The sequence below is a fragment of the Cupriavidus sp. SIMBA_020 genome, assembly GCF_046535395.1.
GTDB lineage: Bacteria > Pseudomonadota > Gammaproteobacteria > Burkholderiales > Burkholderiaceae > Cupriavidus > Cupriavidus campinensis.
This window is the reverse complement of sequence record NZ_JAWRWU010000001.1, coordinates 848196-875127: the sequence shown is the minus strand read 5'-3', so window position 1 is coordinate 875127 and position 26932 is coordinate 848196. Positions and strand designations below refer to the sequence as shown.

Below are 26932 nucleotides of genomic sequence, written 5' to 3'. Positions count from 1 at the left end.
GCTGAGTCCTGTGCAATACAGGACCCAGCCCTTGGCCGCGGCCTAACTTACCCGTCCAACTTTAGGGGGTCAGTTCAAGCGCCGGCCCTTTGTCTTTGGATCGATCCGATCCGCTACCTTATCCAGCCTTGCGGTTCACCATCTTTGCCGGCACCGACAGCGTCAGCGCCGCGCCGGCTACCAGGCAGATCGCCAGCAGGTACATGCCCGAGTCGGTGCTCTGGGTCAGGTCCTTGAGCCAGCCCACTGCGTAGGGGCTGATAAACCCCGCCAGGTTGCCCAGCGAGTTGATCAGCGCAATGCCGGCCGCCGCGCCCGTGCCGGCCAGGAAGGCCGTGGGCAGGCTCCAGAACAGCGGCAGCGTGGTCAGGATGCCGATGGTGGCCAGCGTCAGCGCCACCATGGCCAGCGTGGTGTCGCCATGCCACTGCACCGACAGCACCAGTCCCACCGCCCCGGCCAGCGCCGGCAGCGCGATATGCCAGCGCCGCTCGCCCCGCTTGTCGGCGCTGTACGCCACCAGGATCATGCCGATCACGGCGCAGCCGTAGGGAATCGCCGTCAGCAGGCCAATGTCCAGCGCGCCCTTCACGCCGGTCTGCTTGATGATCGTCGGCAGCCAGAAACTCACGCCGTAGAGCCCCATCACGAAGCAGAAGTAGATGGCGCTCATCAGCCAGACGCGCGGGCTGGACAGCACCTTGCGGATCGGCGGGTCTTCCTTGTGCTGCTCCTCGTTGGCGATGTTGCGCTCCAGCAGCGCCTTCTCGTCCTCGGTCAGCCACTTGGCGTGGCGGATGCGGTCGTCGAGGTAGGCGAGCACCCACAGGCCGACCAGGATCGACGGAATGCCTTCGAGCAGGAACATCCACTGCCAGCCGGACCAGCCGTTGTGGCCGTCGAACGCCTGCATGACCCAGCCGGACAGCGGCCCGCCAATGACGCCCGAGAGCGCGATGGCCGTCATGAAGAACGTGGTGGTGCGCCCGCGCCGCTCCGCCGGGTACCAGTAGGTCAGGTACAGGATGATGCCGGGGAAGAAGCCCGCCTCGGCCACGCCGAGCAGGAAGCGCAGCACGTAGAACATCGTCGGCGTGGTCACGAACATCATCGCCGCCGAGATCACGCCCCAGGTGATCATGATCCGGGCGATCCAGATGCGCGCGCCCACGCGGTGCAGGATCACGTTGCTGGGCACCTCGAACAGGAAGTAGCCGATGAAGAAGATGCCGGCGCCCAGCCCGTAGATGGTCTCGCTGAACTTGAGGTCGTTGAGCATCTGGAGCTTGGCGAAGCCCACGTTCACGCGGTCCAGGTAGGCCACCACGTAGCACAGCAACAGGAAGGGCACGAGGCGCCAGCTCACCTTGCGGTAGGTGGCGTCTTCGAAACCGGCATCGCGCATGCCGGGGTTCACTGCGGTCGTTGTCATGACTTGTCTCCTCATTGGGTTCTTATAAGTCGTTGCCGCGGGTTGGGAAGTGATGCAAGCGCTACACGCAGCGCCCGCCGTCCACTTCGATACAGGTGCCGGTGATAAACGCCGCCTCGTCGGAGGCGAGGTAGAGGCAGGCGTTGGCCACGTCCTGCGGGGTGGACATGCGCCCCATCGGGATCGTGGCGAGGAATCTGGCGCGGTTCTCGGGGGTGTCCGGCAGGCCCATGAACTGTTCGAGCAGGCCGGTGGCCCCGATCACCGGGTTGACGCAGTTCACGCGGATGTTGTCCGGGCCGAGTTCGGCCGCCATGGCCTTGCTGGCCGTGATGACGGCGCCCTTGCTGCCGTTGTACCAGACCAGACCGGGGCGGGGCCGGATGCCGGCGGTGGACGCCACGTTGACGAAGTTGCCGCCGCCGCGCTGGCGGAAATGCGGGATGAAGTGCCGGGCCGACCAGTAGATGCTCTTGACGTTGACCGCGTAGACGCGGTCGAACTCGTCTTCGGTGATCTCCAGGATCGGCTTGTTGCGATGGGTGGTGCCGGCGTTGTTGACCACGATGTGCACGTCGCCGAAGGCGGCCAGCGTGGCGTCCCGCATGGCGGCCACGTCGTCGCCCCGCGCCACGTCGGCCCGGACCGCGCGGGCGGTGCCACCTGTCGCGCCATGCTGTTCGCGGATCGCGGCGGCGACGCGCTCGGCGGCCTCCAGGTTCAGGTCGGCCACCATCACGGCGGCGCCTTCGCGCGCGAACGTATGGGCGATGCCTTCGCCGAAGCCCGAGCCGCCGCCCGTGACCACGGCCACCTTGCCAGCCAGTCTTGCCATGTCCTGTCTCCTATATAGATAGGCCCGCCGCGGTCTTGGCGCCGCTGGCGGGCATGCTGCCGACGACTTATCGATTAGTGCGCGAACGGCCCCCGTCCGCGCAGGGCGTTGGCCACCATCATCACGGCCAGCAGGAAGGGCAGGGCCACGTAGAGGCACCAGTGGACGCGGTCGCCCACGGTGTCGCCCCATTTGCGCTTGAAAACCTGCAGGCGGGGCATGCCGGACGGGTTGGTGGCACGCTTGTTCCGGACATGCCAGGCCATCCAGAAAAAGAAGATGGCGAACGCGACCGACAGAAAATTGATGTTACCCATGTTGAATGGCGATGGTTTTCAGAGTGGTGAATCCGTACAGGGCCTCGAAGCCCTTCTCGCGGCCATGGCCCGACTGGCCGGTGCCGCCGAAGGGCAGCTCCACGCCGCCGCCGGCGCCGTAGTTGTTGATGAAGACCTGGCCGGCGCGCAGCTTGCGGGCCAGCCGTAGCTGGCGGGCGCCGTCACGCGTCCACAGGCCGGCCACCAGCCCGTAGGCGGTGCCGTTGGCGAGGCGCAGCGCTTCTTCCTCGCTGTCGAACGGCATCGCCGCCAGCAGCGGGCCGAAGACTTCCTCCTGGGCCAGCCGGTGCGTGGGCGGCACGTCGCGGAACAGCATCGGCACCTGGTAGTAGCCAGACTCCGGGGCCTCGCCGACGATCTGGCCCTGCGCCATCACGGCAATGCCGGCGTGCTGGGCATCGGAGACGAAGTCCCACACGCGCTGCTGCTGCTTGCGGCTGATCAGCGGGCCGCATTCGAGGTCGAGCGCGGACGGCCCCACGCGCAGCGACTCGAACACGCCCGAGAGCCGGTCCAGCAGGGTCTCGTAGACGGAACGCTCCACCAGCAGCCGGCTGCCGGCCGAGCAGGTCTGCCCGGCGTTCTGGACGATGCCGTTGACGATAACGGGCAGCAGCGTGTCCAGGTCGGCATCGGCAAACACGATCTGCGGGGACTTGCCGCCCAGCTCCAGCGTGACCGGCACATGGTTCTCGGCCGCCAGCTGGGCCACGAGCTTGCCGGTCTCGGGCGAGCCGGTGAAGGAAATATGGTTGATGCCCGGATGGCGGGCCAGCGCGGCGCCGGCCTCGTGGCCATAGCCGGTGACGATATTGAGCGCGCCTTCGGGCAGTCCGGCCTCGGCGGCCAGCTCGGCCACGCGCAGCAGGGACAGGCAGGCATCCTCGGCCGGCTTGACCACGCAGGCGTTGCCGGTGGCCAGCGCCGCGCCGACGCTGCGGCCGAAGATCTGGAGCGGGTAGTTCCAGGGGATGATGTGGCCCGTCACGCCGTGCGGCTCGCGCACGGTCAGCACCGTGTAGCCGGGCTGGTAGGGGATGGTCTGGCCGTGCAGCTTGTCTGCCGCGCCCGCGTAGAACTCGAAGTAGCGCGCCACGGCGCGGGCGTCCGCGCGGGCCTGGCGCAGCGGCTTGCCGGTGTCGCGGGCCTCCAGCGCGGCCAGTTCGTCCTCGTGCTCCATCAGCACCAGCGCCACGCGGTTCAGCAGGCGGACACGCTCTGCGGGTGCCATGGCGCCCCAGGCGCCCTCGGCGGCCTGACGGGCGGCCAGCACGGCCACGCTGATGTCCGTGCTGTTGCCACGGGCAATCTCGGCGAACGGCTCGCCGTTGGAGGGATCGAAAACCTTGATGCGCAGACCGGAATCGGGGGCGATCAGGCGGTTGGCGACGAAGTGCTGGGCGTGCATGCTTATCTCCGTGCTCGGGTATGGAGCAACTGCTGAATCGGGAATGCCGCATTATCGCGCACCGCGCGGGCCGCGCAAGGCACTTGGTACTTGGGGGGCGGCGCGGGCTGCTGGCTTGTCAGCGTGGGGTCAGGAGCGAACCGCTATAATGCCCGCCATCCCACAACACTGGCATTCGGAGAACTCGCATGAGCTTCAACCTCGTCTCCCCGGGCAAGGACCTTCCCAACGATTTCAACGTCATCATCGAGATTTCGGCCCAGAGCGATCCGGTGAAGTACGAGGCCGACAAGGAAACCGGCCTGCTGTTCGTCGACCGCTTCATCGGCACGGGCATGCGCTACCCGGCCAACTACGGCTTCATTCCGCAGACGCTGTCCGGCGACGGTGACCCGGTGGACGTGCTGGTGCTGACGCCGTTCCCGATCCTGGCCGGCGCCGTGGTGCGCTGCCGTGCGCTCGGCATGCTGAAGATGACCGACGAGTCCGGCGTGGACGCCAAGCTGGTGGCCGTGCCCGTGGACAAGCTGTGCCCGGCCACCGCCTTCATGAAGGGCCTGTCCGATGTGCCGCAAAACACGCTCGACCAGATCAAGCACTTTTTTGAGCACTACAAGGCACTTGAGGCCGGCAAGTGGGTCAAGGTGGATGGCTGGGCTGGCATCGAGGAAGCCCACAAGGAAATCACCGACGGCGTGGCGAACTTCAAGAAGTAAGCTGGTTCGCACCGGATCGATGATCGATGATCGATGATCGATGGAAAAACCCGCCAGTTTGGCGGGTTTTTTTATTCGCCCCGCGCGAACGGGCTGTGATCGTTCAGTTCGTCGAGATAGGCGTCGATGCCCTGGCGCTCGCGGGCCAGGAAGCGCTCCACTGCATCGGCGAACGAGGGGTGCGCCAGCCAGTGCGCGGAGCGCGTGGCCACCGGCAGGAAGCCACGCGCCATCTTGTGCTCGCCCTGCGCGCCGCCTTCGAACGTGCGCAGGCCCTCGGCGATGCAGAATTCGAGCGGCTGGTAGTAGGCGGTCTCGAAGTGGAGGCACGGGTGGTGCTCCAGCGCGCCCCAGTAGCGGCCATAGAGCGTGCTGACCCGCGGATCGGCATCGAACACGACCAGCGAGCTGGCGATGTCGCGCCCGTCGCGGGACGCCACCACCAGCAGCAGGTTCTCGGGCATGGTCGCGCCGATGCGCCGGAAAAAGTCCAGGTTCAGATAGGGCGACGAATGATGCTCGCGGTAGGTCTGGCGATAGCAGCGGTTGAAGAACTTCCACGCCTCATCGTCGATCTCCGCTCCGCGCAACTGCCGGAAGGTGATGCCAGCCTCCGCCACGCGGCGCCGCTCCGCGCGGATATTCTTGCGCTTCTTCTGTGAAAGCGTTGCCAAAAAGGCGTCAAAGTCGGCGTAGCCGGGGTTGGTCCAGTGGAACTGCACGCCATGCCGCATCATCATGCCGGCTTCGTCCATCAAATCCGCCTCATGGTCGGACGGAAACAGCACGTGCAGCGAGGACATGCCCGATTCCTCGGCCAGGGCCAGCGCAAAGCGCAGCAGCAGGCGGCGCGCGATGTCATCCTCGGCCAGCAGCCGGGCGCCGCGCACCGGCGTGAACGGGATGGCGGACAGCCACTTGGGGTAGTAGGGCACGTCGTGCTGGCGATAGGCGTCCGCCCAGGCCCAGTCGAACACATACTCGCCGTAGGAATGCGATTTCGCGTAGAGCGGCATGGCGGCGGCCAGCCGGTCGCGGCCTGCGCCGTGGCCGTTCGGCACCCAGAGGGTGAGGAAGCGCGGCGACCAGCCGGTGTCGTCGGTGGCGCTGCCGCTGGTGTGCATCGCGTGCAGGAAGGCGTGGCGCAGGAAGGGCGTGGCGTCAGGCTGGGCGGCCACGAGGGCGTCCCAGTCGGCGGCCGGCACCTCGGCCAGGTCCAGGACGATCTCCGTCCGGTAATTGGCCACCGGGGTGTCCGGCTGCGCACTCACCGGCTGACAAGATTCCGACTGCATTCCGCCCGATCCACTCAAGAATTGAAGAATATTTGATCCATCCGACGCCACATCAGGTGCCGGACGAGTCTACCGGAAGACGTGCGGCGGTGCAGCCATGGCCAGCCAGGTGACGTGCGCGACGGGTGCGCGACGGGTGCGCAGTGCGCATCGTAGAATGACAGGGATCACGCCGATTGCCGCACTGGCATGCTGGCGCCCCGAATCCGAAGGCCAGACATGACTCATCCGTTCTTCAACCTGTATTCCCACGGCTTTGCGCGCGTGGCCGTGGGTGTGCCCGAGTGCCGCGTGGCGGACCCGGCCTACAACGCCGACCAGACGCTGGAACTGGCCCGCCAGGCCGTGCAAGGCGGCGCGGCGCTGGTCGCCTTCCCGGAACTGGGCCTGTCGTCCTATACCTGCGACGACCTGTTCCATCAGCGCGCGCTGCTGCGCGAGTGCGAACTGGCGCTCCAGCGCATCGTGGAAGCCTCGGTGTCGCTGCCGGCCGCGCTGGTCGTGGGCATGCCGCTGGTAGTCGAACATCAGCTGTTCAACTGCGCCGTGGTGGTCGCCAACGGCGCCATCCAGGGCGTGGTGCCGAAGAGCTACCTGCCGAATTATTGGGAATTCTACGAGGCGCGCCAGTTCAGTGCGGCGGACTGCGCCCCCACCGAGGGCCGCATCTCGCTGCTCGGCGCCACGGTGCCCTTCGGCGCGGGGCTGCTGTTCGAGATCGAGAACATCCCGTTCTTCCGTTTCCATGTGGAAATCTGCGAGGACGTCTGGGTGCCGGTGCCGCCGTCGTCGTTCGCGGCGCTGGCCGGGGCCACGGTGCTGGTGAACCTGTCGGCGTCGAATATCGTCATCGGCAAGTCCGGCTACCGGCACCAGCTGGTGTCGCAGCAGTCGGCCCGCTGTCTGGCGGCTTACCTGTACACCTCGGCCGGCAAGGGGGAGTCATCCACCGACCTGGCCTGGGACGGTCAGGCGCTGATCTATGAGAACGGGGAACTTCTGGGCGAATCGGAGCGGTTTTCGGACCGTTCGCACCTGTTGACGGCCGATGTGGACCTGGAGCGGCTCTCGCGCGAGCGCATGCACCAGACCACCTTCGGCCATTCGGTGCGCCGTCATCGCGAGGAAGTGGAGAAATTCGAGGTGGTGTCGTTCCGCGTGGACGTGCCCACGACGCAGACCCTGCCGCTGGCGCGCAAGGTGGAGCGCTTTCCCTACGTGCCGGCCGATCCGCGCCGCCGCGACGAGCGCTGCATGGAGGTCTACAACATCCAGGTGCAGGCGCTGGTGCAGCGGCTGTCGTCCAGCAAGATCTCGAAGGTGGTCATCGGCGTCTCGGGCGGGCTGGATTCCACCCATGCGCTGTTGGTCTGCGCCGCCGCGATGGACCGCCTGGGCCTGCCGCGCGCCAATATCCTCGGCTACACCATGCCCGGCTTCGCCACCAGCGACCGCACGCTCGATCAGGCGCGGCAACTGATGAGCTGGATCGGCTGCACGGCGCGCGAGATCGATATTCGCCCCAGTTGCATGGCGATGCTGAAAGATCTCGACCATCCGTACGCGCAAGGCGAGCCGGTCTACGACGTGACCTTCGAGAACGTGCAGGCCGGCGAGCGCACCAACCACCTGTTCCGGCTGGCCAACCACCATCACGCCATCGTGATCGGCACCGGCGACCTCAGCGAACTGGCGCTAGGCTGGTGTACCTATGGGGTGGGTGACCATATGTCTCACTACAACGTCAATGCCAGTGTGCCGAAGACACTGATCAGCCATCTGGTGCGCTGGGTGGCCGAAACCGGCCAGGTGGCCGAGGGCGGGGAAGCGGTGCTGACGGCCGTGCTCGATACCGACATCAGCCCGGAACTGGTGCCCGGCGGCACGGCCGCCGACGGCCAGGACAAGGCGCCGGGCCAGAAGACCGAACAGGTCATCGGGCCGTACGAATTGCAGGATTTCAACCTTTATTACACGTTGCGCTTCGGGTTTGCGCCCAGCAAGGTGGCCTTCCTGGCGCTTAGCGCCTGGGGCGATGTGGCGCGCGGCGAATGGCCCAACGGCCCGCATGTTGCGCGTAACGCCTACGAACTTGCCGAGATCAAGCGCGTTCTGGGTATTTTCGTCGACCGCTTCTTCCGCACCAGCCAGTTCAAGCGGTCCTGCGTGCCGAATGCCCCGAAAGTGGGCTCGGGCGGGTCGCTCTCGCCGCGTGGCGACTGGCGCGCCCCGAGCGACGGGGAATCGGCGGTCTGGGTGCGCGACCTGGCCCGGATTCCGGACTGATCGAACTGGGGGGAAGGGGCCAAGTGTGCCCATTCCCGCAATCCCGAGGCGGGTTTCGGGCTAGAATCTGTCATCTTCCGACAAACACAGACAGAGGCCAGCCATGAAGCAGATTACCGCCATCATCAAACCGTTCAAGCTCGACGAGGTACGCGAGGCACTGGCGGATGTGGGCGTGACCGGCCTCACCGTAACCGAGGTAAAGGGCTTCGGCCGCCAGAAGGGCCACACCGAGCTGTATCGCGGCGCCGAGTACGTGGTCGATTTCCTGCCGAAGATCAAGATCGAGGTAGTCGTGGCCGAGAACCAGCTCGACACCGTGCTCGATTCGATCGTGAAGGCCGCCCACACGGGCAAGATCGGCGACGGCAAGATCTTCGTGACCGAGATCGAGCGCGTGATCCGCATCCGTACCGGCGAGCAGGACGAAGCCGCAGTCTGATTGGGGCTCATCCTCCAGACGCAAAAAAGCCGGCCAAGCGCCGGCTTTTTTCGTTGTTGAGGCTTCTGCTAGCTCGGCAGTTTCCAGCCAAGCTGCACGGACAGCAGCCGCATGGCCATTGTGACCAGCGCCCCGGTCAGCAGCGCCGCCTCCTGGTCGGCGCGTAGCCAGGTCAGGCCGACATAGACCCAGCAGCCCACGAACGAGCAGGTGGCGTAGGGCGAGCGGTCGCGCAGGATCATCGGCACTTCATTGCAGAGCACGTCGCGGACCACGCCGCCGAACACCGCGGAGATGATTCCCATCATCACCGCCACGGTCGGCGTCATCTGCGCCACCAGCGCCAGCGAGGTGCCCGTGACGGAGAACAGCCCCAGGCCGATGGCATCGGCAACCAGCATCGCGCGGTTCGAGGCCACCGTGCTCACTACGCGAAATACGATGGCCGCGCCGATCGACATCGCGAAGATCAGCAGCACGTAGTATTCGTGCTCGACCCAGTAGAACGGCCGGCGGTCCAGCAGGACGTCGCGCACGGTGCCCCCGCCGAACGCGGTGGCGAAGGCGACGATGAAGGTGCCGACGGCATCGAGCCGCTGCTTGCGCGCATCCACCACGCCCGAGACCGCGAAGGCGAGCACGCCGACCACTTCCATGACGTGGAGGATCAGCGGCAGCCGCCCCATCAACAGATCGAACGGCAGGTGCATCGACATCAGGCGCGGGGCTGACGCAGCAAGACCATCAACGCGCCGGCGCCGCCTAGCGACTCGCGCGCCTGGACGAAGGCGATGACTTCCTCCTTCTGTACCAGCCAGCTGCGTACCTTGCCCTTGAGGACGGGCAGCTTGTCCGGCGAGCCGATGCCCTTGCCGTGGATCACGCGCACGCAGCGCACGCCGTTGCGCACCGAGCGGCGCAGGAATTCGGCCAGCGCCTCGCGCGCCTCGTCGCTGCGCAGGCCGTGCAGGTCCACCTTGTCCTGCGGCACCCACTCGCCGCGACGCAGCTTGCGGACCACATCGATGCCGATGCCGGGGCGCCGGAACGACATGGTTTCGTCGATATCGAGCAGATTCTCGACATCGAATTCGTCGGACAACGAGGCTTCCAGCACGGCTTTGTCATTAAGCTGGGTCTGGATGGCGACGGGCGGGGGTTTCTTGGGCGGATGCGCCACGCGGTTGCGGTCGCGCAGGGCGCTGACCTGGCCGACATTGCTGCGGAAGACATTGGCTTCCTCGTCGGCGCGGCGGGCGGTGGCTTCGGCGGCCACGCGCTCCGCCTCGCGGCGCTCGGCGTCAGCCTTGAGATTGTCACGCACCGCGGCCAGATCGTGCAGGCCGAAGCGCTTGGAAGGGGATTTTGCGCCGTGCGACATGGAAAGATTCTCCGGGGGCTCGGCGTCGATTATAAGGGGATTGGCCAGACAAACCGGGGTTTGCTCCCCTCTCCCAGAGGGAGAGGGGAGGCCACTACTTACTGCAGCGCTTCTACGTAGCGCTGGGCGTCCAGGGCGGCCATGCAGCCCGTGCCGGCGCTGGTGATGGCCTGGCGGTAGATGTGATCCTGCACGTCGCCGGCGGCGAACACGCCCGGGATGTTGGTGGCCGTGGCATCGCCGGACAGGCCGCTCTTGGTCACGATATAGCCGTTCTTCATGTCCAGCTGGCCCACGAAGAGGTCGGTGTTCGGCTTGTGGCCAATCGCCACGAACACGCCGGCCAGCTTCAGGTCCTCGGTCTTGGCGGTGTCCTTGGTGCTGCGGATGCGCAGGCCGGTCACGCCCGACTCGTCGCCCAGCACTTCATCCAGCGTATGGTCGTAGCGCAGTTCCACGCGGCCTTCCTTGACGCGCTGGAGCAGGCGGTCTACCAGGATCGGTTCGGCCTTGAACTTGTCGCGGCGGTGAATCAGGGTGACCTTGCTGGCGATATGCGACAGGTACAGCGCCTCTTCCACGGCCGTGTTGCCGCCGCCAACCACCGCGACTTCCTGGTTCTTGTAGAAGAAACCGTCGCAGGTGGCGCAGGCGGACACGCCGCGGCCCATGAACGACTCCTCCGACGGCAGGCCCAGGTACTGTGCCGAGGCGCCCGTGGCGATGATCAGCGCGTCGCAGGTGTACTCGCCCGCGTCGCCGATCAGGCGGATCGGCTTCTCGGTCAGCTTGGCCGTGTGGATGTGATCGAAGATGATTTCGGTGTTGAAGCGTTCGGCGTGGGCCAGGAAACGCTGCATCAGGTCCGGGCCCTGCACGCCATTGGCGTCGGCGGGCCAGTTTTCCACGTCGGTGGTGGTCATCAGCTGGCCGCCCTGGGCCAGGCCGGTGATCAGCACGGGCTGGAGGTTGGCGCGGGCGGCGTAGACGGCGGCGGTGTAGCCGGCCGGACCCGACCCGAGAATCAGCACTTTTGCGTGTTTTGCGGACATGTTGCCTTCCTGTGGCCGGCGCACGCGCGAGAGCGTTCGCGCCGGTGTAACTCGAAACCGCCATTATAAGTGGGCTGGCGTTTGCCGACTGTTGCAAATTCCAATGGGGCCGATAGCGCGCGCAAGGTTAAAATGGCCGCCATCGTCCACCCCGAGCGATCTGAAGCGATCATCCGAACCCAAGGCATGGCCCGCGCTACCACCACTACCCGTACCGACCCGTCGGCACTCCCCTCGCGAATCGGCAAGCTGCTGGGCGAGGTGCGCTGGTTCCTGCTGCTGGCCGTCACCCTCGGCTTCGTGTGCGTGCTGGCCAGCTACAGCAAGGCGGACCCCGGCTGGTCCCACGCCAGCCAGGTGGCGGATATCCACAATCTGGGCGGCCGCGTGGGCGCCTGGGTGGCGGACGTGCTGTTCTTCATCTTCGGCTTTTCCGCCTACTGGTGGAGCGTGCTGCTGATGCGCCGCTGCTGGCGCGGCTGGCGCACCCTGACCGCCGAACTGCCCGAGCGCGTGCCGGATCCGCAGCACAGCGTGGCGATCAGCTGGATCGGCTTCGGCCTGACGCTGGTGTCGAGCATGGGTCTTGAGGCCATCCGCATGTACCCGCTGCGCGCCGCGCTGCCCCGGGCGCCGGGTGGCGTGCTGGGCGACCTGCTCGGCGGCTGGCTGCAGCTGGCGCTGGGCTTTTCGGGCGCCACGCTGCTGTTGCTGCTGATGTTCGCCATCGGGCTGTCGCTGTTCTTCCATTTCTCGTGGCTCTCCGTGGCCGAACACGTCGGCGGCTTCGTCGAAACGCTGTTCCTCGGCTTCAAGGCCCGCCGCGAGAAGAAGCAGGACCGCATCATCGGCGCCGCGGCCAAGGTGGAACGGACCGAGACCGTGGAAGTGCAGCGCGTGCGCCAGGAGGAAGCCACCCCGGTGCAGATCGTGCGCCCGCAGGCCGTGCCCAAGCACGAGCGGGTGGAGCGCGAGAAGCAGCAGCCGCTGTTCGCCGATATCCAGGACTCCGACCTGCCGCCGCTGTCGCTGCTCGACCCCGTGCCGGCCCATCAGGAGACGGTGAGCGCCGAAACGCTGGAATTCACGTCGCGGCTGATCGAAAAGAAGCTCAAGGACTTTGGCGTCGAGGTCAAGGTCGTGGCCGCCTACCCGGGGCCGGTCATCACCCGCTACGAGATCGAGCCGGCCACCGGCGTCAAGGGCAGCCAGATTGTCAATCTGGCGCGCGACCTGGCGCGTTCGCTGTCGCTGGTGTCGATCCGCGTGGTGGAAACCATCCCGGGCAAGAACTACATGGGGCTGGAGTTGCCGAACCCCAAGCGCCAGACCGTTCGCCTGACTGAAATTCTCGGTTCCCACGTCTACAACGAAAGCGCGTCCAGCCTGACCATGGCGCTGGGCAAGGACATCGCCGGCAAGCCGATGGTGGCCGACCTCGCCAGGATGCCGCACTGCATGGTGGCCGGCACGACCGGCTCGGGCAAGTCGGTGGGCATCAACGCGATGATCCTGTCGCTGCTCTACAAGGCCAAGCCCGAGGCCGTGCGCCTGATCCTGATCGACCCGAAGATGCTGGAAATGAGCGTCTACGAAGGCATTCCGCACCTGCTCTGCCCGGTGGTCACGGACATGCGCCAGGCCGGCAACGCCCTGAACTGGGCCGTGGGCGAGATGGAGCGGCGCTACAAGCTCATGAGCAAGCTGGGCGTGCGCAACCTGGCCGGCTACAACAAGAAGATCGACGAGGCGGCGGCGCGCGAGGAAAAGGTGCCGAATCCGTTCAGCCTGACGCCGGACGCCCCCGAGCCGCTCGAGAAGCTGCCGACCATCGTCATCGTCATCGACGAACTGGCCGACCTGATGATGGTGGTGGGCAAGAAGGTCGAGGAACTGATCGCCCGTATCGCCCAGAAGGCCCGCGCGGCCGGCCTGCATCTGGTGCTGGCCACGCAGCGGCCGTCCGTGGATGTGATTACCGGCCTGATCAAGGCCAACGTGCCGACCCGGATCGCGTTCCAGGTCAGCAGCAAGATCGACTCGCGCACCATCCTCGACCAGCAGGGCGCCGAGGCGCTGCTGGGCATGGGCGACATGCTCTATCTCGCGCCGGGCACCGGGTTTCCGGTACGCGTGCACGGCGCCTTTGTCTCCGATGAGGAAGTGCACCGCGTGGTGGAGCAGCTCAAGGCATCCGGCGAGGCCAACTATATCGAGGGCATTCTCGAGGGCGGGCTGGTCGATGGCGATGGCGCGGGCGACAGCCTGGGCGGCGGCGCCGGCATCGGCGGCGGGGGCGGCGAGGCCGATCCGCTGTACGATCAGGCCGTCGAGGTGGTGGTCAAGAACCGCCGGGCTTCGATTTCGCTGGTGCAGCGCCACCTGCGCATCGGCTACAACCGCGCCGCGCGGCTGCTCGAGGATATGGAAAAAGCCGGACTGGTCTCGGCCATGTCGGGCAACGGCAACCGCGACATCCTGGTGCCGGCCGGCGCCGGGGCGGGTGCGCGCGACGACGACTAGACGCGGCCGGGGCGGCCAAGGGGCGGCCAAGGGTGGCCGGCGTCAAATGTGACGCGTAACATACCGTTACCCCGGTCACAGGAATCCGGCGCCCCGCGTCCGGCTCTAACCGGGCATCCACTACTCAGGAAAGGCTGACTCCATGCGACATCGCATTCTTGCGTCCACCTGCGCCGCGCTCGTGCTGCTGGCGGCTGCCGCATCGGCCGCCCAGGCCGCCGCGACCGACCAGCTGCAGAGCTTTGTGACCGGCGTGAAGACCGCGCGTGGCGAATTCACCCAGAAGCAGCTCAAGGGGCAGGGCGGCGAAGGCAAGGCCGGCGGTACGTCCAGCGGCACCTTTGCGTTCTCGCGCCCCGGCAAGTTCACGTGGCGCTACACCAAGCCCTACGAGCAACTGCTCCAGGCCGATGGCCAGACGCTGTACATCTACGATAAAGACCTGAACCAGGTGACCGAGCGCAAGCTGGACAACGCGCTGGGCTCCAGCCCTGCCGCCATCCTGTTCGGCAGCAACGACCTGACCAAGAATTTCGATGTAAAGAATGGCGCCACGCGCGACGGCGTGGAGTGGCTGGAGCTGACGCCGAAGTCCAAGGACACCCAGTTCGAGAAGATCCAGATCGGCTTCAAGGCCGGCAACCTGGAGGCGATGGAGTTGCGCGATGCCTTCGGCAATACCACGCTGCTGACTTTCTCGGCGATGCAGAAGAACCCATCGCTGCCGGCGGACACGTTCCGCTTCACGGTGCCGAAGGGCGCCGACGTGATGAAGCAATGAGGCCCACCATGCCCGCCGATTTTCCGCCATCGTTCCCGCTGTCGTTCCCGCTGTCTGTCCTGACCCAGCGCCTGCTGGGCGGGGCTGCCGTCCTGTTGCTGGCCGCTTGCGCCCAGGCGCCGGCCAACCGCTTCGACGTGGACGCCTTCCTGCGTGCGTCGGACACGGCCATGCCCGAAGTGCTCGGCAATCCGGACTTCCTCAAGGCCACGCGTGTGCCGCACACCCAGTGCGCCACGCTGTTGCAATCGGCGCACAGCGGGGTGCTGGAAGACCTGCCGGCCAGCAATGCGGCGCGCGGGCCGGCATGGCTGCTCCATCCGGCCGATGCGCCGGACAAGGTATGGCTGGTGGTGGGAGTGGCCGGCGGCGAGCGGACCTGCCATGGCCCGCTGCCTGCGGATGCCATGAAGGTGCTGGCCGACCGGGCCAAGGGCTGAAGACTGAGGGCTGAAGACGATGTGCTGGCGGGGGCGGGGCTACGCCTGCGCTTCGCGCGCGTAGCGCTGGCGCGGCACCGGCAGCTTCTGCAATTTCTCGCGCCGGATCCGGATCGCTTCCTCGTCGCCGCGCTTGATCGCGGCGCGCAACTTCAACACGGCTTTCCGATATTGCCTCTTCTTGCGGATGCGGGTCGTGATGGCCATGGCAGTGGCTTCCTCCTGGCGAGCCGGCCATGGGGCCGGCGGGGTTGGAAAAGCTGGGCAAGCCTGGATAAACCTCAAGGCGAGCCCCATGGTATCAGAGCAGGAAGCGACGGTTGTCGTTGGGCGGATACTGGCTTTCCACCTTCTTGAAGCGCAGCTTGGTGCTGCTTTTGAGCTTGCGCCCCGCCATCTTGCGCTGCAACTGCCGGTGCACGGCGCGGATATGGCCGACCGAACCCTGGGCATAGGGCTGGCCGTCCGTGGCGCCGGGCAGGCCGCCGCCAGCCGCAAGTGCAGCATTGTGCGCTTCTGCCGACTTCTTGATCAGTACGTCCAGCGCCTGGCGCGCGCGCACGGCCGCGTGCAGCGGCCCGTCGGCCGGATTGGCCTTAGCCCGCACCGCATCCTGCGGCAGCCGCACATTGCCGGCCACGCGGCGCAGCGCCGCGCGCAGTTCGGCGCCATCGAGCTGGCCTTCCTGGACGATCCACACCGCGTCGTGCCGCAGCCAGCCTTCCACGTCGGCCAGCCGGCGCAGCAGCGCGGGCATCAGCAGCCGGCCGCCGAAGCGGCGCGTGCGCCGGATCGCGGACAGCCCGATGCGGCGCACCTGCGGGTTCTCATGGTCGACCAGATCCTCGATCAGGCGGTCGGCCTCTTCCTGCGATCCGATCATCTCGGAAAACTGCCCTGCCAACGAGATTTCTTCCACGCCGCTGAGCTTGTTCTTGCTCGCGAGGCGGGACATCTTGAACAACAGCATGCGGTAACGCAGCATAGGGATCCTCGAACTTGTAACCGATGAACGTCTGCCACGCCCGGTCGGGTGATACACGGGCCATTGGACGTTATCGGCAAGGTTGAAGGGATTCTTTAGGCCCTCCGGCGATGGTCTACACTGTCACGTTCCGCGTCGCGGCAAGGCCGCGCGCGCCCAGATCCAAGAGGTAGAGCCATCGTGGCGGATTCGCTGTTTTCCGACCCCCCTGAACGTTCCCGGCAACCGCTGGCGGAACGCCTGCGCCCGCGCACCATCGACGAGGTCATCGGCCAGCAGCACCTGCTGGGGGCCGGCAAGCCGCTGCGCGTGGCGTTTGCCTCCGGCGAGCCGCATTCGATGATCCTGTGGGGCCCACCCGGCGTGGGCAAGACCACGCTGGCGCGGCTGATGGCCAACGCGTTCGATGCCGAGTTCATCGCGCTGTCGGCCGTGCTGTCGGGCGTCAAGGACATCCGCGAGGCGGTGGAGCGCGCCGAGCAGTACCGCGCCCATGGCCGCCGCACGCTGGTGTTCGTCGACGAGGTGCACCGCTTCAACAAGAGCCAGCAGGACGCCTTCCTGCCCCACGTGGAAAGCGGCCTGTTCACGTTTATTGGCGCCACCACGGAAAACCCGTCGTTCGAGGTCAACGGGGCGCTGTTGTCCCGGGCGGCGGTCTACGTGCTGAAGAGCCTGGATGACGCCGAACTGAAGCAGCTTGTGCTGCGCGCCAGCGAGGAACTGGGCGGGCTGGCCTGGGAGGACGAGGCGCTGCAGCTGATCGTCGGCTCGGCCGACGGCGACGGACGCAAGCTGCTGAACAATATAGAGATCGTCGCGCGCGCGGCCCGCAACGCGGGGCAGGACCGCATCGACACGGCGCTGCTGGGCAGCGCGCTGGCCGAGAACCTGCGCCGCTTCGACAAGGGCGGCGATGCGTTCTACGACCAGATCAGCGCGCTGCACAAGTCCGTGCGCGGGTCCGATCCGGACGGCACGCTGTACTGGTTCTGCCGCATGCTCGACGGCGGCGCCGATCCGCGCTATCTGGCGCGGCGCATCGTGCGCATGGCCTGGGAGGACATCGGGCTCGCCGATCCACGTGCCGCACGCATCACATTGGATGCGGCCGAGACCTATGAGCGGCTCGGCTCGCCCGAGGGCGAACTGGCGCTGGCCCAGGCGCTGCTGTACCTCGCCATCGCCCCGAAGTCGAATGCCGGCTACAACGCCTACAACGCCGCGCGGGCCTTCGTGGCCAAGGACAAGTCGCGCCAGGTGCCGGTGCACCTGCGCAACGCGCCGACCAAGCTGATGAAGGAACTCGGCTACGGCCATGCCTACCGCTACGCGCACGACGAGCCCGAGGCTTATGCGGCCGGCGAGCACTACCTGCCGGACGACCTGCGCCGCCAGGACTGGTACCAGCCCACGCCGCGCGGCCTGGAAGGGAAGATCGGCGACAAACTGCGCCATCTGCGCGACCTCGACGCGGCCTGGCACCGCGAACATCGGTCGGACAAGCGTGATGAGAAAGACTGAGACGACTCTGAAAATGCCGGACAAGGCGGGAAGAAGGCGGGAAAAAGGGCGCTGACTTGGTCGCGGCAGGGGGTGCCGGTGCAGTAAAATGGCGCCCATCGCCGGCATGTCGCCGGCACTGCACACCCATCGCTCCCGCAACATGCTCGACATTCAGCTGCTCCGCAAAGACATCGACGCCGTGGCCCAACGGCTGGCCACGCGCGGTTTTCAACTCGACGTGGCGACGTTCCAGGCTCTCGAGGCCGAACGCAAGCAACTGCAAACGCAGACCGAAGACCTGCAGGCGCGCCGCAACAGCCTGTCGAAGCAGATCGGCATGCTCAAGGGCAAGGGTGAAGACGCCTCCGGTCCGATGGCCGAGGTCGCCGGCATTGGCGACACGCTCAAGGCGTCGGCCCAGCGCCTGGCCGAGATCCAGGAACAGATCCACGACGCGATCATGTCGGTTCCGAACCTGCCGGACGCGAGCGTGCCGGTGGGCAGCGACGAGACCGGCAATGTCGAGGTACGCCGCGTTGGCACGCCGCGCACGTTCGACTTCGAGGTCAAGGACCACGTGGACGTGGGCGCCAGGCTCGGCCTCGACTTCGAGACCGCCACGCGCGTGACTGGCTCGCGCTTCTCCTTCCTGCGCGGCGGCGTGGCGCGCATGCACCGCGCGCTGGTGCAGCTGATGGTGGACACCCACACGCTCGAGCACGGCTACACCGAGATGTACGTGCCGTATATCGTCAATGCCGCGTCGATGCGGGGCACGGGCCAGCTGCCCAAGTTCGAGGACGACCTGTTCAAGGTGCCGCGCAAGGTGGGCGGCGAAGATGGCCAGGACACCATCGAGAACTTCTACCTGATCCCGACCGCCGAAGTGCCGCTGACCAATATGGTTCGCGACGCCATCGTGGCCGGCGACAAGCTCCCGCTGCGCTACGTCGCCCATACGCCGTGCTTCCGCTCGGAGGCGGGCTCGTACGGCAAGGACACGCGCGGCATGATCCGCCAGCACCAATTCGACAAGGTGGAGATGGTGCAGGTGGTGCCGCCCGAGCAGTCGATGGACGCGCTCGAGCAGATGACCGGCCATGCCGAGGCCATCCTCAAGAAGCTGGAACTGCCGTTCCGCACCGTGGTGCTCTGCACGGGCGACATGGGCTTCGGCAGCACCAAGACCTATGACATCGAGGTGTGGATTCCGGCGCAGAACACCTACCGCGAGATCAGCTCGTGCTCGAGCATGGGCGACTTCCAGGCGCGCCGCATGCAGGCCCGCTTCCGCGCGGGGCAGGGCAAGCCGGAACTCGTGCACACGCTGAACGGCTCGGGCCTGGCCGTGGGCCGCACGCTGGTGGCGATTCTCGAGAACTACCAGAACGCCGATGGTTCGCTGACGGTGCCGAAGGCGCTGCAGCCGTATATGGGCGGCATCACAACGCTGCAACCGGAAGCGTAAAAATTATTGCGCAAGCCGCTTGCAAAGGCGGGTGCAACATCGCTATAATCTTGGTTTCGCCGCAAGGACGACCAAGTTACCGGAGAGGTGGCAGAGTGGTCGAATGTACCTGACTCGAAATCAGGCGTACCGGCGACGGTACCGTGGGTTCGAATCCCACCCTCTCCGCCAGCATAAGAAGCCACCCAGCAACATCGGGTGAGCAACAAACAGTAGTAACACTCAGACCGACGCACTGTGCAAGCAGGCGTCGGTTTTGTTTTTCTGCTCGTCCTCCCCCCCACATCCGATCTACACGTCCCAATAAGGCGGACTGCCGATCGCTTCGCGCAGGTGCTCCACCAGCGCCCGCAGCTTGGCGGACGCGCGTCGGCCTTCCGCATGGGCGACGTAGATCGACTCGGCTGCCGGCTGCACGCCGATGTCCACGCTCCGCAACGCCCCCGACTTCAATGCAGCGCCGGCCAGGAAGGTTGGCAATAGCGCGATGCCGAGACCGGCCAGCGCCGCGTCGAGCATCATGTCGCCGTTGTTGACCCGCAGGCGGGCGCGGGCGCGCAGGGAAATCATCTCGCCGTCCTGCAGGAACGACCAGTCCGCGATACCCCGGTTCGTATAGAAAATGCCGTGATGACGCTGCAAGGCCTCGGGCGAATCAGGCGCGCCGCATTGGTCGAGGTAGGCCGGCGATGCCACGAGCAGCCGGCGGCTCGGTGCCAGGGGCCAGGCCACCAGCCGCGAATCGCCGACGGCGCCGTGGCGGATCACCGCGTCGTAGCCTTCCGATGCCGCATCCACGCGGCGATCGTCCAGGTCTAGCAAGAGATCAATGTCGGGATGCCGGGCCAGGAACGGATAGAGCGCCGGCCCCAGGTGCATGCGCCCGAATGTCACCGGCGCGGCAATCCGCAGCGGGCCGGACAGCGTGCCGCGCCGCTCGGCCATTTCCGCCGCGGCGTCCTCCACTTCCCGCAGGATCCGGGTGGCACGTTCCAGGAACGCGGCGCCGTCTTCCGTCAGGCTGACCCGCCGTGTGGTGCGGTGAAGCAGGCGCGCGCCCAGCCCCTGCTCAATCTCGGCCAGCCGCTCGCTGACTACCGACTTCGACAGGTGCAGCCGCCGCGCCGCCTCCGTAATCGACCCGGACTCGGCCACCGCCACGAAACTCGCCACGCCTTCAAGTTTGAACATTGTTCGGTTTTTCCGAAAAGCAGAATCGTAATTAGCACTATACCGCTATCTAATCCCAGCGCCCATACTGTGTTCAGACGCGGCGCACATGGGTGTGCCGAACCGAAATCGATGGATCAAATCAACGGAAACCGGAGCACATCATGGAACGACTGAACGGCAAGGTGGCGATCATCACGGGTGCGAGCAGCGGCATTGGCCTGGCCACTGCGGAATTGTTTGCGAAGGAGGGCGCGAAGGTCGTGGTTGGCGCGCGGCGCCAGGCGGAACTGGACGCCCTTGTGGCCCGCATCCGCGCGGCTGGCGGCGAGGCCGTGGCACTGGCGGGCGACGTCCGGCAGGAAAGCTATGCCCGCGCGCTGGTGGATCTGGCGGTCGAGCAGTACGGCAAGCTCGACATCGCCTTCAACAACGCGGGCACGCTGGGCGAGGGCGGCCCGAGCACCGAGGTGTCGGAAGCTGGCTGGAACGAGACGCTGGCGATCAACCTGACCGGCGCGTTCCTCGGCGCCAAGTACCAGATCGCACAGATGGCGAAGCAGGGCAGTGGATCGGTCATCTTCACGTCGACGTTCGTGGGCTACACGGTCGGTTTCCCCGGCACGGCCGCCTACGCCGCCAGCAAGGCTGGCCTGATCGGCCTGACGCAGGCGCTGGCGGCGGAATACGGGCCGCAGGGCGTGCGCGTCAATGCGATCCTGCCGGGCGCCGTGGAAACGGATATGTATCGCGAAAAGAACGACACGGCGGAAGCGCAGTCGTTCATCACCAACCTGCACGCGCTCAAGCGCGTGGGCCAGCCCGAGGAACTGGCGCGCTCGGTGCTGTACCTGGCCTCCGACGACTCGGCGTTCGTGACCGGCACCGCATCCCTGGTGGACGGCGGCCTCTCCATCACCCGGACCTGAGTCAGCGATCCGCTGCCGTCGCGGCGGTCGGCGCCGCCGCGCCCGGCAGCCGCGACACCAATAGCTGGTCGATCTTGTGATGATCGATGTCCAGCACCTCGAAGCGGTAGCCCGCCACGGTGATTGACTCGGACTTCTTCGGAATCCGCTTCAGCGAGTAGATCACCAGGCCGGCGGCCGTATCGACGTAGTCCTCGCCGGGCAGCGAATCGAGCTCGAGCGCCTTCTTGAGGTCCACCAGCGGCGTCACGCCGTCCACCAGCCATGACGTCTCGTCGCGCCGCACGATCTGCTCGTCCTCGGCCGAATAGAGGATGTCTCCCATCAGCGCGCCGACGATGTCGTCGAGCGTGACGATGCCTACCACGAGCCCGTACTCGTTCATCACCACGGCAAAGCTCTCGTGCATCTCTCGGAATCGCGTCAGGGACTCGGACAGCGTCAGTGTGTCCGGAATCACCAGCACGTTCTTGTCGTGATGCCGGCCGATGTTGCCGAGCACCGTGGCGCTCTCGTCGGCCAGTAGCCGTTGCAGGATGTCCTTTGAGTCGATGTAGCCGAGCACGTCGTCCAGGTCGTGCCCGCAGACCGGGTACTGCGCGTGCGGCTGGCTGACCAGCTTGCGCCGCACGCTGTCGGCGGTCTCATCCAGCGTCAGGAAGATCACGTCGTCGCGCGGGGTCATGATCGCCGTGATGCCTTTCGAATCGAGTTCGAACACGTTTTCGATCAGGTGCAGCTCGTGCTTGTGGAGCACACCGGCCTCGGCGCCGGCATCGACCATCGCGGCGATATCCTCGGTGGTGATCTGGTCCACCGGCTTGGTCGGGATGCCGAGCAGCTTCAGCATGGCGTCCGCCGCCGCGTTGAAGATCCACACCACCGGCTTCAGCACGCGCAGCAGCGTGAGAATCGGCCCGATCACCACTACCGCGCAGCGCTCGGGGAAGGTCATGGCGATGCGCTTCGGAATCAGGTCCGCGAACTGGATGAACAGCAGCGTCACCACCAGGAAGGAGCCGATATTGGCCACGCGCAGGGCGTGGGCGGCACTCATGTAGGGAGTCAGCGCCGCGAAGACGAGATCGGAGACGTGCTTCTCGCCCAGGATACCGGCGAGGATGGCCACGCTGTTCACGCCGATCTGCACGATGGTGAAGAAGTTGCCGGGCTCTTCCTTGAGCCGCAGCACCTTGGTGGCGCGGTGGTCGCCGCGCTCGGACAGGACCTGGAGCTTGGTGCGCCGGGCGGCGGTCAGCGCGATCTCCGAAATCGAGAAGAACGCGCTTATCAGGACGAGGAGAATCAGGGTCAGGACGAACATGTGGGTTTCACGCGCCTGTCGGTGCGGGTTGATGATGGTGCACGCCGCGCGGGTCTGTCAATGCGACGGTTCTCATTGCGGCGGCTCTCATTTAGGGCGGTTCTCATTTGTCGGGCGCGTCGAACTGCACGCGCGGGGCTTCCAGCCGGTGGGGCAGGGTGGCTGCCAGTTCGGCGGCGGCGGCCGTGAACTGGGTGCGCATGTCGTCCACAAGGCTGGAGGCGCCCCGGTGGCTCGCGCGCAGCAACTGGATCTCGAACGGCAGCACCGGTTCGATATCGTGCAGTGCCACATTGGCCGGGTTGGCGCTCAGCGCCGTGTACTGGTCGAGCACGGTCAGGCCAAGCCCCGCATCGACCAGCGCCAGCGCCAGCGAGTAGGTCTGCACTTCCAGCGTGGAGTGCGGCTCCAGTGCGTGGCGCGCCAGCGTCTGGCGCACCAGCAGGCCCAGCGAGGTGTCGTCGTCGTAGCCGACGAAGGGGCGGTCCATCAGCTTGTGCATCGACACCGCCCCGCGCCGCCCTCCGCCCGGCAGCGGCAGCGTGCGCGGCACGGCCAGCAGCATCCGCCCGGCGGCCACGGGCTCCGAGGAGATGGCCTCGTGCCGGGGCGGCGAGAAGGCGAAGCCCACGTCGATCTGGTTGGCCAGCAGCGCGTCCACGATCTCGTTGGTATGGTGGGTCAGCACCTGGACCTGGGTTTCCGGGTGCCGCGCGCAGAAGCGCCGCACCGCCGGCACCAGCAGCGGATTGGCCAGGCTCGGCGTGGCCGCCACGCGCAGCCGGCCGGCGCCCTTGTGGCGCAGGCTCTCGGACACGCGCCGCACGCGCTCGATTTCCCCATATAGCCTTTCGACATCCCCATAGAGCGCGGTTGCCTCCGGTGTGGGCTGCAGCCGGCCGCGCACGCGCTCGAAGAGGCGGAAGCCCAGCGAGGCCTCGGCGTGCTGCAACACCCGCGTCACCACGGGCTGGGAGACGTGGAGCAGGCGCGCGGCCTCGCTGACGGTGCCGGTCAGCATGACGGCGCGGAAGACTTCGATCTGGCGCAGGCGCATCGTTGTGGTGCTGGAAAGTGTCCGGAAAGGTGCGGGGAAATGGCCTCGATCCCGCCGTGCACTACGGGTAAGCCCGGGTGGCCGGCATCCATAGCCTGGGGACATATTCTGGCACGTATTGGCATTGGGCAAGCCGCGCGCGGTGGACTACGCTCTGGCCCATCGATTCGATATGGATGGCAAGGCAGGTTCGATGCGCATAGCGATTGTGGGAGCGGGGGTGGTCGGCATGACCACTGCATGGCGGCTGGCCCAGGATGGCCACGAGGTCACCGTACTGGAGCGCCACGAGGGCCCGGGCGAGGAGACCAGCTTTGCCAACGGCGGGCAGCTGAGCTACAGCTACGTGGCGCCGCTGGCCGGGCCAGGCGTGCTGTCGAAGGTGCCGGGCTGGCTGCTGGACCGCGATTCGCCGATGCGCTTCCGTCCGACCGCCGACCCGGCCCAGTGGCGCTGGCTGATGGCCTTCGTGCAGGCGTGCAACGCCGCCACCAGCGAGGCGACCACGCGCAAGCTGCTGCGGCTGGCTTTCTACTCGCGCGACCTGATGCAGGCCTTCGTGGAAGGCCCGGAGGCACGCGGCGAGGGCGGCGGCTTCGATTTCGCGCGGCGCGGCAAGCTGGTGGTGCATCGCAACGAAGCGGCCTACGCATCGGCCTGCCGGCTGCTGGACTACCAGGCCAGCCTGGGCTGCGAGCAGCAGGCGCTGGACCGCGACGCCACGGTGGCCCTGGAGCCCGCGCTGGCCGGTATCCGGGGCGACATCGCCGGCGCCATCTACACGCCGAGCGAGGAAGTGGGCGATTGTCATCGCTTCTGCCTCTCGCTGGCCCATCTGTTGCAAGGGAAGGGCAATGTGTCGATGCGGTTTGGCACACGTGTCACAGGATTGATGACATCGGGCGTCCAGGTGGTGGGCGTGAGGACCACCGATGACGAGGTGCGCGCGGACGCGGTGATCGTTGCGGGCGGCATCGGCAGCGTGCCGCTGCTGCGTCCGCTCGGCGTGCGGCCGATGCTGTGGCCGCTCAAGGGTTACAGCATCACGGTGCCGATCGCCGATGGCGCGCGGGCGCCGCATATCAGCGTGACCGACTTCGCCAACAAGATCGTCTACGCGCGCATCGGCAATACGCTGCGCGTGGCCGGCATGGCGGATCTGGTGCGCGGCGGGCCGACCATCGACCGCGAGCGCGCACAGACGCTGGTCGCCCAGACCCGCGCCGTGTTTGGCGGCGTGGCCAATGGCGCCGGACTCGACGCCCTGCAGCCCTGGGCCGGCCTGCGCCCGGCCACGCCGGACGGCCTGCCGCTGGTCGGCCCGTCGCGCCTGCCGGGCCTGTGGCTGAACCTGGGCCATGGCGCGCTCGGGTTCACGCTGGCGATGGGCAGCGCGGGGTTGCTGGCGGACCAGCTGGCCGGGCGCGCGCCGGCCATCGGCGCGGAAGATTTCAGTGCGGCCCGGGCCTGACCGGCGCACATCGGGTGTTGAAGTTTGTTGTACGGAAGTGGGATTGCCTCAAGCTGATTAAACCAAGCCCCATCAAGGAGCGAAAACCATGAAGTCACTGCGTGTCCGTCTGACCCCTACCTGCCTGTCCACCCGCCTGCTGGCCGCTGCCGTGCTGGCCTGCGCTGCCGCCGGCGCCCACGCCGCCGATGGCGATACGCTCAAGAAGATCAAGGACACCGGCGTGATCTCGCTCGGCTACCGCGAGTCGTCGATCCCGTTCTCGTACACGGACGGCAAGGAGATCATGGGCTACTCGCACGAGATCCTGTTGCAGATCGTCGACAAGATCAAGACCACGCTGAACATGCCGAACCTGCAGGTCAAGCTGACGCCGATCACCTCGCAGAACCGCATTCCGCTGATGCAGAACGGCACGATCGACATCGAATGCGGCAGCACGACCAACAACCTCGAGCGCCAGAAGCAGGTGGCCTTCTCGAACAGCCTGTTCGTCTACGGTATCAAGATGCTGACCAAGAAGGACTCGGGCGTGACCGACTTCGCCCAGCTCAAGGGCCGCAACGTGGTCACCACGGCCGGCACGACGGGCGAGCGCCTGCTGGTCAAGATGAACGGCGAGCAGGGCATGAACATGAACCTGACCAGCGCCAAGGACCATGGCCAGGCGTTCCTGATCCTGGAAACGGGCCGCGCGGTGGCCTTCGTCATGGACGAGCCGCTGCTGTACGGCGAGCGCACCAAGGCCAAGAACGCGAGCGAATGGGTCGTGGCTGGCGAGCCGCTCCAGACCGAGAACTACGCCTGCATGTTCCGCAAGGACGACGCCTCGTTCAAGAAGCTGGCCGATGGCGTGGTATCGGACCTGATGCTGAGCGGCCGTGCCGAGAAGCTCTACACGAAGTGGTTCCAGTCGCCGATTCCGCCGCGCAACATCAATATGAACTACCCGATGTCGCCGGACATGAAGGCGCTGTACGCGGCGCCGAACGACAAGGCGTTCCAGTAAGGGAGCAGGACGCGGGCGGCGCCGGTCCGTCACACCGGGTCCCTGACCGGGTGGTGGATCGGTTATATAGCCATAATGAATCGTTATTTCGCGCTTGATAGTGTTTGCGGTAGTGTGGAGCCCGTTATAGGCTCTTAGGAGCCTCCGGTCCGCCCCCAAAAGGGGTAAGCCGGCCCTGACCCCGCATCTCACTGGAGAACTTATGCGCTCGATTCGTACTGGCTTGCTCAAATCCCTGTTGGCTTCCGTGCTGCTGGCTGGCGTTGCCGGATTCACGGCCACGGCCGCCAGCGCCGCCGATCTGCTCGACACGGTGAAGCAAGCCGGCGTGCTTAAGATTGGCGTGGAAGGCACGTATCCGCCGTTCGGCTATCGCGGCGCGAAGAACGAGCTCGAGGGCTTCGACGTGGACGTGGCACGCGCCATCGCCGGCAAGCTGGGCGTGAAGCCGGAGTTCGTGACCACCGAATGGAGCGCGATCATTGCCGGCCTGCAGGCAGGCAAGTTCGACATCATCGTCAATCAGGTTGCGGTGACGCCGCAGCGCAAGCAGACCCTCGATTTCTCCACGCCCTACGTCTACTCGGCGGCACAGTTGATCCAGCGCAAGGACGACAAGCGCGAGTTCAAGTCACTGGATGACCTGAAGAACCACAAGCTCGGCGTCAGCCTGGGCAGCAACTACAACGAACTGGCCAAGTCGGTGCCCGGCATCGACGTGAAGACCTATCCCGGCGCGCCCGAGTACCTGCGCGACCTGGCCTCGCAACGGATCGACGCGGCGCTCAATGACCGGCTGATGGTCAACTACCTGATCAAGAACGCCAACTTGCCGTTGCGCCCGGGCGCCGTGGTGCCCGGTGCCAACACCGAAGTCGCCATTCCGTTCCGCAAGGACAACCCGAAGTTCGCCCAGGCCATCGACAAGGCGCTGGAAGACCTGCGCAAGGACGGCACGCTGGTGAAGCTGTCGACCAAGTGGTTCGGCTCGGATGTGACCAAGGCGGCGAAGTAAGCGGGCCGGGTTGCGCCCCCACAGGGGCCAATCCCTCCCCGCCAGGCCGACTCCCGCGAGTCGGCTTTT

25 protein-coding genes and 1 tRNA gene are annotated in these 26932 nt (G+C 66.5%); 13 read left to right on the top strand and 13 right to left on the bottom strand.

Going from position 1 to position 26932, the window contains the following annotated elements; all coding sequences use genetic code 11:
- Nucleotides 1–118 precede the first annotated feature (118 nt).
- The 4 genes from SB751_RS04145 to SB751_RS04130 form a co-directional block, all read right to left on the bottom strand.
- The gene (locus tag SB751_RS04145) at nt 119–1432 is read right to left on the bottom strand and encodes an MFS transporter (protein WP_211942781.1); all 1314 of its coding nucleotides are present in this window, start codon (nt 1430–1432) and stop codon (nt 119–121) included.
- Nucleotides 1433–1493: 61 nt separating this feature from the next.
- Complete coding sequence (locus SB751_RS04140) at nt 1494–2267, bottom strand: SDR family oxidoreductase (RefSeq protein ID WP_144197399.1); 774 nt, start codon at nt 2265–2267, stop codon at nt 1494–1496.
- Between the two features lie 74 nt (nt 2268–2341).
- On the bottom strand, nt 2342–2584 hold the full coding sequence (locus SB751_RS04135) for a hypothetical protein (RefSeq protein WP_144197400.1): 243 nt from the start codon (nt 2582–2584) through the stop codon (nt 2342–2344).
- On the bottom strand, nt 2577–4013 hold the full coding sequence (locus tag SB751_RS04130; RefSeq protein ID WP_144197401.1) for an aldehyde dehydrogenase family protein: 1437 nt from the start codon (nt 4011–4013) through the stop codon (nt 2577–2579). The genes SB751_RS04135 and SB751_RS04130 overlap by 8 nt, the downstream gene beginning before the upstream one ends.
- A 188-nt stretch (nt 4014–4201) precedes the next feature.
- On the opposite strand from SB751_RS04130, the gene ppa reads away from it, so the two are divergent.
- Nucleotides 4202–4729: an inorganic diphosphatase gene (gene ppa / locus SB751_RS04125; RefSeq protein WP_144197402.1), complete on the top strand. Its 528-nt coding sequence runs from the start codon at nt 4202–4204 to the stop codon at nt 4727–4729.
- Nucleotides 4730–4800: 71 nt separating this feature from the next.
- Here the strand turns inward: ppa and SB751_RS04120 are convergent, their stop codons facing one another.
- Entirely contained in the window at nt 4801–6024 is a 1224-nt protein-coding gene (locus SB751_RS04120) for a GNAT family N-acetyltransferase (RefSeq protein ID WP_410747816.1), read from the bottom strand.
- Between the two features lie 219 nt (nt 6025–6243).
- On the opposite strand from SB751_RS04120, the gene SB751_RS04115 reads away from it, so the two are divergent.
- The gene (locus SB751_RS04115; RefSeq protein ID WP_144197404.1) at nt 6244–8310 is read left to right on the top strand and encodes an NAD(+) synthase; all 2067 of its coding nucleotides are present in this window, start codon (nt 6244–6246) and stop codon (nt 8308–8310) included.
- A gap of 103 nt (nt 8311–8413) precedes the next feature.
- Complete coding sequence (gene glnK / locus SB751_RS04110) at nt 8414–8752, top strand: P-II family nitrogen regulator (RefSeq protein WP_061957551.1); 339 nt, start codon at nt 8414–8416, stop codon at nt 8750–8752.
- A 68-nt stretch (nt 8753–8820) separates the two neighbouring features.
- On the opposite strand, the gene SB751_RS04105 is transcribed toward glnK, so the two are convergent.
- The 3 genes from SB751_RS04105 to trxB form a co-directional block, all read right to left on the bottom strand.
- Nucleotides 8821–9462: a trimeric intracellular cation channel family protein gene (locus tag SB751_RS04105; RefSeq protein WP_186296819.1), complete on the bottom strand. Its 642-nt coding sequence runs from the start codon at nt 9460–9462 to the stop codon at nt 8821–8823.
- 5 nt (nt 9463–9467) lie between these two features.
- A complete protein-coding gene (locus tag SB751_RS04100) occupies nt 9468–10133 on the bottom strand; it encodes a Smr/MutS family protein (protein ID WP_144197406.1) in 666 nt (221 codons plus the stop codon).
- A gap of 98 nt (nt 10134–10231) precedes the next feature.
- Nucleotides 10232–11185 (bottom strand): thioredoxin-disulfide reductase, encoded by a 954-nt coding sequence (gene trxB / locus SB751_RS04095; protein WP_149136548.1) that lies wholly within the window; start codon nt 11183–11185, stop codon nt 10232–10234.
- A gap of 186 nt (nt 11186–11371) precedes the next feature.
- Here trxB and SB751_RS04090 point away from each other — a divergent pair, with 186 nt between their 5' ends.
- The 3 genes from SB751_RS04090 (at nt 11372) to SB751_RS04080 (ending at nt 14929) form a co-directional block, all read left to right on the top strand.
- Entirely contained in the window at nt 11372–13708 is a 2337-nt protein-coding gene (locus SB751_RS04090; protein WP_144197408.1) for a DNA translocase FtsK, read from the top strand.
- A gap of 142 nt (nt 13709–13850) precedes the next feature.
- The gene (gene lolA, locus SB751_RS04085; RefSeq protein WP_410747815.1) at nt 13851–14489 is read left to right on the top strand and encodes an outer membrane lipoprotein chaperone LolA; all 639 of its coding nucleotides are present in this window, start codon (nt 13851–13853) and stop codon (nt 14487–14489) included.
- A gap of 8 nt (nt 14490–14497) precedes the next feature.
- Nucleotides 14498–14929: a hypothetical protein gene (locus tag SB751_RS04080; protein WP_250025094.1), complete on the top strand. Its 432-nt coding sequence runs from the start codon at nt 14498–14500 to the stop codon at nt 14927–14929.
- 39 nt (nt 14930–14968) lie between these two features.
- Here the strand turns inward: SB751_RS04080 and SB751_RS04075 are convergent, their stop codons facing one another.
- Nucleotides 14969–15136 carry a hypothetical protein gene (locus SB751_RS04075; RefSeq protein WP_186296817.1) on the bottom strand — a complete coding sequence of 56 codons (168 nt, stop codon included), beginning with the start codon at nt 15134–15136 and terminating at the stop codon, nt 14969–14971.
- Nucleotides 15137–15230: 94 nt separating this feature from the next.
- Entirely contained in the window at nt 15231–15914 is a 684-nt protein-coding gene (locus SB751_RS04070) for a hypothetical protein (RefSeq protein ID WP_144197411.1), read from the bottom strand.
- A 180-nt stretch (nt 15915–16094) separates the two neighbouring features.
- On the opposite strand from SB751_RS04070, the gene SB751_RS04065 reads away from it, so the two are divergent.
- The 3 genes from SB751_RS04065 (at nt 16095) to SB751_RS04055 (ending at nt 19059) form a co-directional block, all read left to right on the top strand.
- Nucleotides 16095–17438, top strand: a complete 1344-nt coding sequence (locus tag SB751_RS04065; protein ID WP_144197412.1) for a replication-associated recombination protein A — start codon at nt 16095–16097, stop codon at nt 17436–17438.
- A 142-nt stretch (nt 17439–17580) separates the two neighbouring features.
- Nucleotides 17581–18888 (top strand): serine--tRNA ligase, encoded by a 1308-nt coding sequence (gene serS, locus SB751_RS04060; protein WP_144197527.1) that lies wholly within the window; start codon nt 17581–17583, stop codon nt 18886–18888.
- 81 nt (nt 18889–18969) lie between these two features.
- Nucleotides 18970–19059, top strand: a tRNA-Ser gene (locus SB751_RS04055).
- A 120-nt stretch (nt 19060–19179) separates the two neighbouring features.
- Here the strand turns inward: SB751_RS04055 and SB751_RS04050 are convergent.
- Nucleotides 19180–20079, bottom strand: coding sequence for a LysR family transcriptional regulator (locus SB751_RS04050; protein WP_149136545.1), 900 nt, complete (start codon nt 20077–20079; stop codon nt 19180–19182).
- Nucleotides 20080–20222: 143 nt separating this feature from the next.
- Here SB751_RS04050 and SB751_RS04045 point away from each other — a divergent pair, with 143 nt between their 5' ends.
- The gene (locus SB751_RS04045; protein WP_211942778.1) at nt 20223–20987 is read left to right on the top strand and encodes an SDR family oxidoreductase; all 765 of its coding nucleotides are present in this window, start codon (nt 20223–20225) and stop codon (nt 20985–20987) included.
- A 1-nt stretch (nt 20988) separates the two neighbouring features.
- Here SB751_RS04045 and SB751_RS04040 read toward each other — a convergent pair whose 3' ends face one another.
- Both SB751_RS04040 and SB751_RS04035 read right to left on the bottom strand, forming a co-directional pair.
- Nucleotides 20989–22311, bottom strand: coding sequence for a hemolysin family protein (locus tag SB751_RS04040; RefSeq protein WP_144197415.1), 1323 nt, complete (start codon nt 22309–22311; stop codon nt 20989–20991).
- Nucleotides 22312–22414: 103 nt separating this feature from the next.
- Nucleotides 22415–23368, bottom strand: a complete 954-nt coding sequence (locus tag SB751_RS04035; protein WP_144197416.1) for a LysR family transcriptional regulator — start codon at nt 23366–23368, stop codon at nt 22415–22417.
- 193 nt (nt 23369–23561) lie between these two features.
- Here SB751_RS04035 and SB751_RS04030 point away from each other — a divergent pair, with 193 nt between their 5' ends.
- From SB751_RS04030 to SB751_RS04020, 3 genes are all read left to right on the top strand, one after another.
- Nucleotides 23562–24839: a D-amino acid dehydrogenase gene (locus tag SB751_RS04030; RefSeq protein ID WP_144197417.1), complete on the top strand. Its 1278-nt coding sequence runs from the start codon at nt 23562–23564 to the stop codon at nt 24837–24839.
- 88 nt (nt 24840–24927) lie between these two features.
- Complete coding sequence (locus tag SB751_RS04025; RefSeq protein ID WP_144197418.1) at nt 24928–25848, top strand: glutamate/aspartate ABC transporter substrate-binding protein; 921 nt, start codon at nt 24928–24930, stop codon at nt 25846–25848.
- A gap of 202 nt (nt 25849–26050) precedes the next feature.
- A complete protein-coding gene (locus SB751_RS04020; RefSeq protein WP_144197419.1) occupies nt 26051–26863 on the top strand; it encodes a transporter substrate-binding domain-containing protein in 813 nt (270 codons plus the stop codon).
- Nucleotides 26864–26932 lie beyond the last annotated feature (69 nt).

Coding starts and splice junctions, on each gene's coding strand:
- SB751_RS04145 (WP_211942781.1), bottom strand. CDS start 1,432: ATGACAACGACCGCAGTGAACCCCGGCATGCGCGATGCCGGTTTCGAA.
- SB751_RS04140 (WP_144197399.1), bottom strand. CDS start 2,267: ATGGCAAGACTGGCTGGCAAGGTGGCCGTGGTCACGGGCGGCGGCTCG.
- SB751_RS04135 (WP_144197400.1), bottom strand. CDS start 2,584: ATGGGTAACATCAATTTTCTGTCGGTCGCGTTCGCCATCTTCTTTTTC.
- SB751_RS04130 (WP_144197401.1), bottom strand. CDS start 4,013: ATGCACGCCCAGCACTTCGTCGCCAACCGCCTGATCGCCCCCGATTCC.
- ppa (WP_144197402.1), top strand. CDS start 4,202: ATGAGCTTCAACCTCGTCTCCCCGGGCAAGGACCTTCCCAACGATTTC.
- SB751_RS04120 (WP_410747816.1), bottom strand. CDS start 6,024: ATGCAGTCGGAATCTTGTCAGCCGGTGAGTGCGCAGCCGGACACCCCG.
- SB751_RS04115 (WP_144197404.1), top strand. CDS start 6,244: ATGACTCATCCGTTCTTCAACCTGTATTCCCACGGCTTTGCGCGCGTG.
- glnK (WP_061957551.1), top strand. CDS start 8,414: ATGAAGCAGATTACCGCCATCATCAAACCGTTCAAGCTCGACGAGGTA.
- SB751_RS04105 (WP_186296819.1), bottom strand. CDS start 9,462: ATGCACCTGCCGTTCGATCTGTTGATGGGGCGGCTGCCGCTGATCCTC.
- SB751_RS04100 (WP_144197406.1), bottom strand. CDS start 10,133: ATGTCGCACGGCGCAAAATCCCCTTCCAAGCGCTTCGGCCTGCACGAT.
- trxB (WP_149136548.1), bottom strand. CDS start 11,185: ATGTCCGCAAAACACGCAAAAGTGCTGATTCTCGGGTCGGGTCCGGCC.
- SB751_RS04090 (WP_144197408.1), top strand. CDS start 11,372: ATGGCCCGCGCTACCACCACTACCCGTACCGACCCGTCGGCACTCCCC.
- lolA (WP_410747815.1), top strand. CDS start 13,851: ATGCGACATCGCATTCTTGCGTCCACCTGCGCCGCGCTCGTGCTGCTG.
- SB751_RS04080 (WP_250025094.1), top strand. CDS start 14,498: ATGCCCGCCGATTTTCCGCCATCGTTCCCGCTGTCGTTCCCGCTGTCT.
- SB751_RS04075 (WP_186296817.1), bottom strand. CDS start 15,136: ATGGCCATCACGACCCGCATCCGCAAGAAGAGGCAATATCGGAAAGCC.
- SB751_RS04070 (WP_144197411.1), bottom strand. CDS start 15,914: ATGCTGCGTTACCGCATGCTGTTGTTCAAGATGTCCCGCCTCGCGAGC.
- serS (WP_144197527.1), top strand. CDS start 17,581: ATGCTCGACATTCAGCTGCTCCGCAAAGACATCGACGCCGTGGCCCAA.
- SB751_RS04050 (WP_149136545.1), bottom strand. CDS start 20,079: ATGTTCAAACTTGAAGGCGTGGCGAGTTTCGTGGCGGTGGCCGAGTCC.
- SB751_RS04045 (WP_211942778.1), top strand. CDS start 20,223: ATGGAACGACTGAACGGCAAGGTGGCGATCATCACGGGTGCGAGCAGC.
- SB751_RS04040 (WP_144197415.1), bottom strand. CDS start 22,311: ATGTTCGTCCTGACCCTGATTCTCCTCGTCCTGATAAGCGCGTTCTTC.
- SB751_RS04035 (WP_144197416.1), bottom strand. CDS start 23,368: ATGCGCCTGCGCCAGATCGAAGTCTTCCGCGCCGTCATGCTGACCGGC.
- SB751_RS04030 (WP_144197417.1), top strand. CDS start 23,562: ATGCGCATAGCGATTGTGGGAGCGGGGGTGGTCGGCATGACCACTGCA.
- SB751_RS04025 (WP_144197418.1), top strand. CDS start 24,928: ATGAAGTCACTGCGTGTCCGTCTGACCCCTACCTGCCTGTCCACCCGC.
- SB751_RS04020 (WP_144197419.1), top strand. CDS start 26,051: ATGCGCTCGATTCGTACTGGCTTGCTCAAATCCCTGTTGGCTTCCGTG.